Raw genomic sequence first — 10,020 nt, forward strand, 5'->3', positions numbered from 1 at the left:
CGTCGTCCCACAATCCTCGCAAACCATGCAGTGCCCGCTCACCTTCATCCGCATCGAGTTGCAGTTGGAGCACTGGTCGCCCGTATAGCCCTGCATCTGGGCCTGGGCCCTCAGTTGCACCGGGTCCTGTGAGGGTGGGGGGGAGGGGATGGGGTTGAGTTCGGCGGCGTTGAGGGCGGTGGCGGCCGGGTCGATCCTCAGGGCCGTGGCGGCCTTGAGGGCGGTGACGGTGCTCGTCTGCATCGATTGCACCGGGTTGAAGGTCGCGGCGGTGAGGCCGCCGGGGACCAGCATCAGGTTCTGGTCCTTCATCTTGCCGCGGGTCATGCCGCGGGAGACGAGGTTTTGGGCCGGGACCGGGGCAGGGGCGTTGGGCGGGCGCACGGCGGCGTCCTCGGCGACGCCCTTGCCGAGCGAGGTCGAGCCGGAATCCGGGCTCACATGCGCCAGGTCGTCGCGATCGAGGTAGGAGACCGCGAGCTCGCGGAAGATGTAGTCGAGGATCGAGGTGGCATTCTTGATCCGGTCATTGCCCATCACCATGCCGGCCGGCTCGAACCGGGTGAAGGTGAAGGCCTCGACATATTCATCGAGCGGCACGCCGTATTGCAGGCCGAGCGAGATCGAGATGGCAAAGTTGTTCATCATGGCGCGGAAGGCGGCGCCTTCCTTGTGCATGTCGATGAAGATCTCGCCCAGCCGCCCATCGTCGAACTCGCCGGTGCGTAGGTACACCTTGTGGCCGCCGACATTGGCCTTCTGGGTGTAGCCCTTGCGCCGGTTCGGCAGCTTCTCGCGCTCGCGGGTGATCCGCTCGACGATGCGCTCGACGATCTTTTCCGAGATCTGCGGCACGCGCGCCATCTGGTTGGCGGCGAGCAGTGTCTCGGCGGCATCGTCCTCATCCTCTTCCACATCGGCGAGGATGGAGGAATTGAGCGGCTGCGACAGCTTCGAACCATCGCGGTAGAGCGCGTTGGCCTTGAGCGCCAGCCGCCAGCTCAGCATATAGGCTTCCTTGGCGTCGGCGACCGTCGCGTCGTTCGGCATGTTGATGGTCTTCGAGATCGCGCCCGAGATGAACGGCTGCGCCGCGGCCATCATCAGGATGTGGCTCTCGACCGACAGGTACCGCTTGCCGATCTTGCCGCAGGGGTTGGCGCAATCGAAGACGGGCAGGTGCTCATCCTTGAGGAAGGGCGCACCCTCGAGCGTCATCGAACCGCAGACATGGATATTGGCAGCCTCGATGTCCTTCTTCGAGAAGCCGAGGAAGCTCAGGAGGTCAAAGCTGATGTCGGCGAGCTGGGCGTCGGTGACCCCAAGGCTCCTTAGGAAATCAGCGCCCAGCGTCCACTGGTTGAAGATGAACTTGATGTCGAAGGCGGACTTGGTGGCGGCATTGAGCGCCGCGATCTTGTCGTCGGTGAAGCCCTTCTGGCGCAGCGTCGAGGGGTTGATGCCCGGCGCCTGGTTGAGGTTGCCGTGGCCGACCGCATAGGCCTCGATCTCGGCGATCTGGCTCTCGGAGTAGCCGAGCGTGCGCAGCGCCGGGGGCACCGCGTTGTTGATGATCTTGAAGTAGCCGCCGCCGGCGAGCTTCTTGAATTTCACCAGCGCGAAATCGGGCTCGATGCCGGTGGTGTCGCAATCCATCACGAGGCCGATGGTGCCGGTCGGGGCGATCACCGAGACCTGCGCATTGCGGTAGCCGTGCTTCTCGCCCAGCGCCAGCGCATCGTCCCACACCGCCTTGGCGCGGGTGGAGAGCGTGGCGTCGCCGATCGAGGCATGGTCGAGCGCCACCGGGAGGATCGAGAGGCCCTCGTAGCCTTCGGTCTTGCCGTACGCGGCGTTCCGGTGGTTGCGGATGACGCGCAGCATGTGCGGGGCGTTGCGCGGATAATCCTGGAAGGCGCCGAGTTCACCGGCCATCTCGGCCGAGGTGGCATAGGAGACGCCGGTCATCACCGCGGTGATGGCGCCGGCAATGGCGCGGCCCTGGGCCGAGTCGTACGGAATGCCCGAGGTCATCAGCAGCCCGCCGATATTGGCGTAGCCGATGCCAAGCGTCCGGTAGACATAGCTGCGCTCGGCAATGGCCTTCGACGGAAACTGCGCCATCATCACCGAGATTTCGAGGACGACGGTCCACAGCCGGATGCTGTGCTCGAACGCCGCGACGTCGAAGCTGGAGTCGGCGTTGCGATAGGGGAGGAGGTTGACCGAGGCGAGGTTGCACGCCGTGTCGTCGAGGAACATGTACTCCGAGCACGGGTTCGACGCGACGATCTCGCCGGCTTCCGGGCTGGTGTGCCACTCGTTGATGGTGGTGTGGTACTGGATGCCCGGATCAGCCGAGGCCCAGGCGGCATAGCCGATCTGCTCCCAGAGGTCGCGCGCCTTGACGGTCTTCACGACCTTGCCCGCCTTGGTGCGGGAGAGCAGGTTCCAGTCGCCATCGGTCTCGACGGCCTTGAGGAAATCGTCGGTGACGCGGACGGAATTGTTCGAGTTCTGGCCCGAGACGGTGAGATAGGCTTCGCTATCCCAGTCGGTGTCGTAGACCGGGAAATCGATGTCGGTGTAGCCCTGCCGCGCGAACTGGATGACGCGCTGGATATAGTTCTCGGGCACCAGCGCCTTCTTGGCAGCGCGCACCTCGCGCTTCAGCGCCGGGTTCTTGGTGACGTCGAAGCAGTCGTCGCCATTGCCTTCGCAGTTGACGGCGGCCTTCATGATGGCCTTGAGCGCCTTCGACACCACCTTGGAGCCGGTGACGAGCGCCGCGACCTTCTGCTCCTCCTTCACCTTCCAGTTGATGTAGTCCTCGATATCGGGGTGATCGATGTCGATCACCACCATCTTGGCGGCACGGCGCGTCGTGCCGCCCGACTTGATGGCGCCGGCAGCCCGGTCGCCGATCTTGAGGAAGCTCATGAGGCCGGAGGACTTGCCGCCGCCCGACAGCTTCTCGCCCTCGCCGCGCAGACGCGAGAAGTTCGAGCCGGTGCCCGAGCCGTACTTGAACAGCCGCGCCTCGCGCACCCACAAATCCATGATGCCGCCCTCGTTGACGAGGTCGTCGCTGACGGACTGGATGAAGCAGGCATGCGGCTGCGGATGCTCATAGGCGGAACTGGACGAGGTCAACTGGCCGGTGAACGGGTCGACATAGAAGTGCCCCTGGCCGGGGCCGTCGATGCCATAGGCCCAGTGGAGGCCAGTGTTGAACCACTGCGGGGAATTGGGCGCGACGCGCTGGGTGGCGAGCATATAGCAGAGCTCGTCGAAGAAGGCGCGGGCGTCCTCCTCGGTGGCAAAGTACTTGCCCTTCCAGCCCCAGTAGGTCCAGGTGCCGGCGAGCCGGTCGAAGACCTGGCGGCTGTCGATTTCCGAACCGTAGCGCTCAGCCTCGGGGAGCTTGGCGAGCGCCTTCTCGTCGGGAACCGAACGCCACAGCCATGACGGCACGTCGTTCTCTTCGACCTTCTTCAGGATCTTGGCGACGCCGGCCTTGCGGAAATATTTCTGCGCGATGATGTCGGCGGCGACCTGCGACCAGGTCGTGGGGACCTGCATGTCCTCGAGCTTGAAGACAACCGAACCGTCGGGGTTGCGGATTTCGCTCGTGGTCGAGCGGAATGCGATCCCCGCATAGGCGCTTTCGTTGGCTTTGGTGTACCGGCGTTCGATGCGCATTCGTTATTTATTCCCCAAATATTGCGGACAGGAAAGCCCGCGAGCCGCCAAGGACGGCCTCTGCCACTTCGTATGACGCTGTCTAACCGGCCGTACAACAAACGGCCAAGGAGCCCCGTTTGGGACCGTCGGCGAACTGTCGCCGCCGCGTGGTCCCGGTCGTCCGTCGCGTCGTCCCGATGAGCCCGGCGCAACCTCAAAAGGATGGGCCCTTCTCTTCGAGTCGGTCAATGCCGAGGCACGATCACAACACACAACCGGTAGTGGCATTGCCCGCATCCGACGCCTAAATCCAGTATCTCATATGTGGATTACGGGGAAAAGTTCCAAGTGCGATTCGAGCCTCCGCAGAGTCAATTTTCGGTACCCGGCCCTCCCGGCTCGCTGCTGGAACCGGCTCTAAACCCCGAGGAATCCGCCACTCTTTTGCCATCTTTGCGCACCGCATGAACGTGAGCAGGCGGAGCTAAGCAGCGCGCGGTTTTCGGTGCGAAACCTGTCAAGTGCATTATTTCCTTCACAATTGCCGTGACCATACGCAGCGCATCGTGGGGGTCGGCACACCATAGGTAGGGTGGGGAGGCTCGGTGCCTTTCCCCTAGGCGCATGCGCCCCAGCATGTTAGAGCGATGCCGAGAAACGGCGGGCGATTTGCCCCGCGCGCAACGGGTTTGACGGTATGGAACGCGGCGGCTGGAAGGACTTCCTGATCGAGATTTTCGCCTGGTGGCGGGGCAATACCTGGGGCACGCGCCTCTGGACGGCCCTCCATGGCGAGTATGTCGGCGCCGACGAAGCGGGCAACCGCTACTACCGCTCGAAGCCGGGCTCGAGGCCCGGTCCGAACGGCTACGAGCGCCGCATGGTGATCTACGCCCCCGGCTATGCCGAGCCTACGACCATTCCCCCCGGCTGGTACGGCTGGATGCACTACCGCACGCATGTGCCGCCGACCGAGCAGTCCTATGCTCCGCGCATCTGGGAGAAGCCCCACGTGTCGAACGTGACCGGGACGGCGCTGGCCTACCGCCCGGACGGCAGCCTTCTCAGCAAGGGCGAGCGCCCGCGGGTCACCGGCGACTACGACGCCTGGTCGCCGGAATAGGGCCCAAACGTCATCGGGACACCCATGCACAAGGTCCTGAAAGGACTGGCCGTCGTGCTCGCCTGCCTCGCGCCGGCGGCTCCGGCATTGGCTGACACCATCGCCAATCCGGTGGCGCAGTTCTCCGGGCTCGACAAGATCACCGGCCGGATCACCACATTCGACGTTTATATCGACGAGACGGTACAGTTCGGCGCGCTGCAGATCACCCCCCGCGCCTGCTACACGCGGCCGCCGACCGAGACGCAGCGCACCTCGGTGTTCGTCGAAGTCGACCAGGTGAGCCTCAAGGGCACCATCGACCGCATCTTCACCGGCTGGATGTTCGCCGACAGTCCGGCGCTCAATGCCATCGACCACGCCGTGTACGACATCTGGCTGCTCGACTGTAAGCAGAGCACGGACGTGCCGCCGCCGACTGCCGATGCGGTCGGCGGAACGGGTGGCTGAGCAGCTGAAGCAATCGAACTAGCCGGCCGTCGAATGGGCCCGCTGCTGTTCGACAAGGGCGCAGTTGAGCTTTGGGGCAGCGACATGAATCTTTACGACGACGATCTGGTGAAGTTCGAGGCGGAGGGCGTGGGACTCCCCCCGGACCCTGACCTGCAAGGTCATGTGCTGCACGATCGGGCGCGCATCTGGTACGCCACCTATGGAGCAGGCCCGGCGGTGATCCTGCTGCATGGCGGGATGGGGCATAGCGGCAACTTGGGCAACCAGGTCCCGGACCTGGTCCGAGGCGGCCATCGCGTGGTGGTGATCGACAGCCGCGGCCATGGTCGCAGCACGCGGGATGAGCGACCTTACAGCTATCAACTAATGGCCTCGGACGTTCTCGCCGTGATGAACGAGTTGCAGATCGACAGGGCCGCGTTCGTGGGTTGGAGCGATGGTGCATGTATCGCGCTGGTGCTCGCCCATGACACCCCCGAACGCAGCGCCGGCGTGTTCTTCTTTGCGTGCAACATGGACCCGTCCGGAACCAGGCCGTTCGAGTTCACCCCGGTCATCGGCCGCTGCCTCAACCGGCACACCAAGGACTATGAGGCGCTGTCGGCAACCCCGGATCAGTTCAAGGCATTCTCCGATGCCGTGGGCGAGATGCAGCGGACCCAGCCTAACTACTCGGCGAGGGAGCTGGGCGAGATCAAGGTGCCTGTCGTGATCGCTCAAGCCGAGCACGATGAGTTCATCAAGCTCGAGCATGCCGAGTACCTGGCGCGCAGTATCCCCAGAGCGCAGCTGGTGCTGCTGCCTGGAGTAAGTCATTTCGCGCCACTGCAACGGCCGGACCAGTTCAACAGAGCAGTAGGGGAGTTTCTGGATCGGGTCTCCCTGGGGAGCGCTGGCTCCGGGAGTTGAGACGACCGCAACTGCGATCAAGTCAGGCGCATGGCATCCGGGTTTAGCTCGTCGTTCCAGACGAGAGGAGAGCCAGATGCTCAGCGAACCCAGGATCGTTACCCGCCCGGACCAGCCGTTCGCGGCGATCCGCTTGACCCTCGACCGCAGTGACATTCCAACCGACGCTCCACCGTTGATCGGCGAAGTGGCCGGGTGGCTTGCTTCGAAGGGCGCCGCCCCGGCCGGTGCGCCCTTCTTCAACTATCTCGAGATGGGGCCGGGAGAGCAGCTGAAGATGGAAGTCGGCTTCCCGACGGACGAGCAACTGGAAGGTGACGGCCGCGTCCGCGCCGGAACCATCCCCGGCGGGCGCTTCGGCACGCTGACCTATACCGGGCCCTATGAGGGACTCTATGACGCCAACGTGGCGTTGGGAGATTGGCTGGGGCGGCAGGGTGTGCCCAAGCCGAAGCCCGGCAGGGGCGCCGGCGAATATGACTCGTCGCTGCTCGAAATCTATGAGACCGACCCGCAGGTGGAGCCCGATCCGCAGAAATGGGTGACGGAGGTGGTGTTCCGGTTGGGGGATTGAGGGCCGAATATCCCCGGCAGAGCGCCTAGGTAGCGTGTATGTTGGCAACCTGTCCGCTTACCCCGCTCTGGACGAGCGCTTACGCTCCTGCTGGCGATGTGAGTCGCTATCGGGGGCCTCATGAAACGTCTCGTTTTCGCGGTTGCGGCCATCACGGCGGCCATCGCCTCCATGCCGGTCGATGCGGCCGATTTTGCCGCGCCGGAAGAGGCCGATGCGGCGCTGCCGTCCAGCTACAGCTGGAGTGGCCTCTATGTCGGCGGCACGGTGGGTACTGTCAGCGCAACTGCCGATGTCAGCAACGTGCTGTTCGAGGGCTTCGACCCTGGCATTCCCAATTTCACTGTCGAATTTAGCGGCATGTTGGCGGGAGTGACGGTCGGCGCCAACCATCAATGGGACAACGTGGTCGCCGGTATCGAGGCGGACTATTCCTGGAGCAATGCAGAAGGTTCGTACACCGACCCGGTGTTCAACTTCACCGTCTCCACCAGGCTCCAGAGCCTCGCATCGCTGCGCGGGCGCCTTGGCTTCGCCGTGAACCAGCTGCTGTTCTATGGGACCGCGGGCGCGGCCTATGGCACGCTGGAAGGCGAGCTCCAGGACGTCTATCAGGCGGGTACCGTGGTGACCACCGATACCCAGTCGATGCTGGGCTGGACAGCCGGCGTCGGCGCGGAAATCGCCGTGGCCGACAATGTCACCCTGAAGGGCGAGGCGCTCTACTACGACCTCGGCACCACCACCTATGAGTTTTTCGAGGGACCGGGCCGAATTAACCCGGTATCGAGCGACGCTGCGGTCACCGGGTGGCTCGGCTGGGTCGGCGCCAACTTCAACTTCTGATCTCTCGACTGACGGCTCGTCCCCATACATCCGGGGCGAGCCTCCCATCTTGACAGATCAACCGGCCGCTTATTTAACACACTCGTTATTTAACGAGTGCGCAAAATATGTCGCCCGACGCCCTCTCCCTGACGCTCTCTGCGCTGGCCGACCCCACGCGGCGGGCCATCCTGCAGCGCCTGAACGAGGGCGAGGCGTCGGTCAGCGAGCTCACCGAACCGTTCGACATCTCGATGCCCGCCATCTCGCGGCACCTCAAGGTGCTGGAGCAGGCGGGGCTGGTGGCCCGCACGCGCCATGCGCAGTGGCGGCCGGTGCAGCTGAATGCGGCGCCGCTGGCCGAGGTCGCAGGCTGGGTCGAGCGCTACCGGCGGCACTGGGACCAGAATTTCGCGCGCATGGATGCCTATCTTGCCGAACTCCAGAAGGGGAATCCGGATGACCCCAAGCAATAGCGCTGCGGGCGAATTCCCGCCGGAGCAGGTCCTGCAGTTCACCCGCATGTTCGAGGCGCCGAGGGCGCTGGTGTTCAAGGTCTGGTCGAGTCCGGAGCATGTGGTCCGCTGGTATGGGCCAGAAGGCTATGCGCTGCTCTCATGCGACATGGATTTTCGCGAGGGCGGCGCCTGGCGCTTCTGCATGAGCAACGGGCCGGGACACGCGCACTGGATCCACGGCGTCTACCGGGAGATCCGCGAACCGAGCCGGCTGAGCTTCACCTACATCAACGACTATGACGGCCACGAAATGCTCGTGACTATGGACTTCATCGACCGCGGCGAGCGGACGGAGATGCATTTCCAGCAGGCCGGGTTCACCAGGATCGAGGAACGCGACGGACATGACTGGGGCTGGAACAGCACCATCGACCTACTGGCCGCCTACCTGCTGCGCTTCAAGGACGTGGTCGAGACGACGCCGATCGGCCGGCCGCGCAGCGATGGCGTTGCAGAGGACATCGTTGCCGCCCGCCGGCGTGCATGGGAGCAGCGCGAGGAGACGGCAGATGAAGATCGGCGCGCCGAGAATCGTTGAGCGGGCGGCCCAGCCCTATGTGAGCCTGCGCCGCAACGTGAGCATCTGCCTTCGGGGGGGCCGTCGACGAGGCAATGGGGCTGCTGTTCGGTGGCATGAATGCGCAGAAGATACAGCCGCATGGGCCGGTGTTCTTCAAGTACAACATCGTCCGGATGCCGGAGCTCGAGATCGAGTTCGCGACCGGTGTGGCAGCACCGGTGACGCCCGCCGGCGAACTGGTCGGCGGCGTGCTGCCCGCGGGGCGCTATGCGGAGCTCACCTTTCTCGGCCGCTACGACAAGCTGATCGACGCCAATGCAGCGCTGATCGGCTGGGTCCGCGAGCAGGGAGTGCAGTTCGACATGCGCGAGATGGCGGACGGCGACCATTTCGCGGCGCGGGTGGAAATCTATCTCAACAGTCCCGCCGAGGAGCCGGACTCCGACAAGTGGGAAACCATCGTTTCTTTCAAACTGAAGGATTGAGCATGCTGCTGAAGGACAAGACGGCGATCGTCTATGGGGGCTCGGGCGCTGTCGGCGGCGCGGTGGCGAAGGCATTTGCGCGCGAGGGCGCGCGGGTGTTCCTCGCGGCGCGCAATCGCGAGCGGCTGCAGGCGGTGGCGGACGAAATCGCCGCGGCCGGCGGGCGGGCCGAGGTGGCGCCGGTGGACGCGACGGACAACGCGGCCGTGAAGGCGCATCTCGCCGCCATCGTCGAGCGGGCCGGTCCGATCAAGGTGATGTTCAACGGCTCGGGATGGGCCGATACGCAGGGCGCGCTGCTGACCGAGATGGAGTTCGACCGCTTCTTCGGGGTAGTCGAGGTGGCGCTGCGGAACTGGTTCAATACCGGCACGGCAGTGGCGCGGCACATGGCCCAGAACGGCGGCGGCGCCATTGTCGGGATCACCGCGAACGCGGCGCGCGAGGCCTATTCGCATGTCGGCGGCTTCGGGGTCGCCTGTGCGGCGGTGGAGCACTACCTGCGGCAACTGGCGGTGGAGAACGGGCCGGATCAGGTGCGGGTCACCTGGGTGCGCTCGCCGGGCTCGCCCGACGCGCCGGGGGTGCGCAATGCCTGGCAGTTGCGCGCTGACGAGCGTGGCATGAGCTTTGAGGAAGTCGCCAAGGAGTTCGGCAAGGACACGCCGCTCCGGCGGGTGACGGCGCTTGCGCAAGTGGCCGACGCCGCGGTGCTACTGGCCTCGGACCTCGCGGCGGGAATGACCATGACGATGGCCAACGCCACGGGCGGGGCGCAGGTGGACTGAGGTTCAGAACCGGTCGTAGGCGAAATAGTCGCCCTTGTGCTTCAGGGCTTCGGCGAGCCGGGCCTCATAGTCCTCGCGCGGGATCTCGATGCCGCCGAAGGTCCTCAGGTGATCGGTGACGAACTGCGTGTCGAGCAGCCG

General features: G+C 64.8%; 10 protein-coding genes and 1 pseudogene. 9 read left to right on the forward strand and 2 right to left on the reverse strand.

Features of this window, described 5'->3' with window-relative positions; translation table 11 throughout:
• A partial coding sequence (locus JWQ89_RS09565; protein ID WP_299640444.1) for a vitamin B12-dependent ribonucleotide reductase occupies positions 1-3,702 on the reverse strand: 3,702 nt, incomplete at its 3' end.
• Between the two features lie 679 nt (positions 3,703-4,381).
• On the opposite strand from JWQ89_RS09565, the gene JWQ89_RS09570 reads away from it, so the two are divergent.
• The 9 genes from JWQ89_RS09570 (at position 4,382) to JWQ89_RS09610 (ending at position 9,879) form a co-directional block, all read left to right on the forward strand.
• Positions 4,382-4,807: an NADH:ubiquinone oxidoreductase subunit NDUFA12 gene (locus JWQ89_RS09570; protein WP_299640446.1), complete on the forward strand. Its 426-nt coding sequence runs from the start codon at positions 4,382-4,384 to the stop codon at positions 4,805-4,807.
• Between the two features lie 24 nt (positions 4,808-4,831).
• Positions 4,832-5,257, forward strand: a complete 426-nt coding sequence (locus JWQ89_RS09575) for a DUF2155 domain-containing protein (RefSeq protein ID WP_299640448.1) — start codon at positions 4,832-4,834, stop codon at positions 5,255-5,257.
• 84 nt (positions 5,258-5,341) lie between these two features.
• Positions 5,342-6,169, forward strand: a complete 828-nt coding sequence (locus tag JWQ89_RS09580) for an alpha/beta hydrolase (RefSeq protein ID WP_299640459.1) — start codon at positions 5,342-5,344, stop codon at positions 6,167-6,169.
• A 76-nt stretch (positions 6,170-6,245) separates the two neighbouring features.
• Entirely contained in the window at positions 6,246-6,743 is a 498-nt protein-coding gene (locus tag JWQ89_RS09585) for a GyrI-like domain-containing protein (RefSeq protein WP_299640450.1), read from the forward strand.
• Between the two features lie 120 nt (positions 6,744-6,863).
• Positions 6,864-7,589, forward strand: coding sequence for an outer membrane beta-barrel protein (locus tag JWQ89_RS09590; protein WP_299640451.1), 726 nt, complete (start codon positions 6,864-6,866; stop codon positions 7,587-7,589).
• Between the two features lie 107 nt (positions 7,590-7,696).
• Complete coding sequence (locus JWQ89_RS09595; RefSeq protein ID WP_299640453.1) at positions 7,697-8,044, forward strand: metalloregulator ArsR/SmtB family transcription factor; 348 nt, start codon at positions 7,697-7,699, stop codon at positions 8,042-8,044.
• Positions 8,028-8,624 carry an SRPBCC domain-containing protein gene (locus tag JWQ89_RS09600; RefSeq protein WP_299640454.1) on the forward strand — a complete coding sequence of 199 codons (597 nt, stop codon included), beginning with the start codon at positions 8,028-8,030 and terminating at the stop codon, positions 8,622-8,624. Before JWQ89_RS09595 ends, JWQ89_RS09600 begins: the two co-directional genes overlap by 17 nt.
• Before the next feature lie 74 nt (positions 8,625-8,698).
• Positions 8,699-9,091, forward strand: coding sequence for a GyrI-like domain-containing protein (locus tag JWQ89_RS09605; protein WP_299640455.1), 393 nt, complete (start codon positions 8,699-8,701; stop codon positions 9,089-9,091).
• 2 nt (positions 9,092-9,093) lie between these two features.
• Positions 9,094-9,879: an SDR family oxidoreductase gene (locus JWQ89_RS09610; RefSeq protein WP_299640457.1), complete on the forward strand. Its 786-nt coding sequence runs from the start codon at positions 9,094-9,096 to the stop codon at positions 9,877-9,879.
• Positions 9,880-9,882: 3 nt separating this feature from the next.
• Here the strand turns inward: JWQ89_RS09610 and JWQ89_RS09615 are convergent.
• A pseudogene (locus JWQ89_RS09615) lies at positions 9,883-10,020 on the reverse strand (leucyl/phenylalanyl-tRNA--protein transferase); the annotation flags it as partial.

Origin of the sequence: Devosia sp. (genome assembly GCF_028290645.1) — a bacterium.
Lineage (GTDB): Bacteria > Pseudomonadota > Alphaproteobacteria > Rhizobiales > Devosiaceae > Devosia_A.